This window comes from Halobellus sp. Atlit-38R, from assembly GCF_003665925.1.
Classification (GTDB): Archaea; Halobacteriota; Halobacteria; order Halobacteriales; family Haloferacaceae; genus Haloquadratum; species Haloquadratum inordinatus.
The window spans coordinates 1-516 of record NZ_QXIJ01000207.1 but is presented as its reverse complement, the minus strand read 5'-3'; the positions used below and the strand labels follow the sequence as shown (position 1 = coordinate 516).

Here is a 516-nt window from a genome sequence, read left to right as displayed (position 1 = left end):
TCGCCTAGTTCACCTTCGAGGGCGAACCGCTGGACGAAGCGTAGGTTTCAGGGCTGGCGCATTTTTTCGGAGCGACGGATTCCACAGCCAGCAGCGTACCCGCCGTGGTCAGGACGTCCGAGTCTCGCCCCGCCCACGGTGTGGGTTCGCCCGATTCCAGACCCAGTAACTGTACACGACGAGCACGACCGCGAGCGCCGTATCGACGACTTCGATAGCGAACAACAGCGGCGGCATCGCGTCCGGCGACGTTGGGAAGATGCCAGCCAAATCGAGGCCGTAGACGGCGATGTAGAGTACGCCGGCGACGACCGCAACGAGTAGCGCGTCAGTATTCCCCGACCAGAGGCGATACGCGGTAGCGAAGCTCCCCAGCCCCAGCAGGATGAGAAAAGCGTTGAATCCCCAGTAGACGACTGGGGAGAGATGTTCGAACGACCGCGTCTCGATTGGTCCCCACGGCGCGAGCGAGACGAGAAGCAGGGTGACGACGGTCAACAAGAGTGCGATTCGTCG

The 516-nt window shown here is 62.4% G+C and carries 1 protein-coding gene; it reads right to left on the bottom strand.

Features of this window, described 5'->3' with window-relative positions; all coding sequences use genetic code 11:
- Positions 1-108: 108 nt before the first annotated feature.
- Positions 109-516 (bottom strand): hypothetical protein (locus D3D02_RS18975; protein WP_121571359.1); only part of this gene is annotated, 408 nt, incomplete at its 5' end.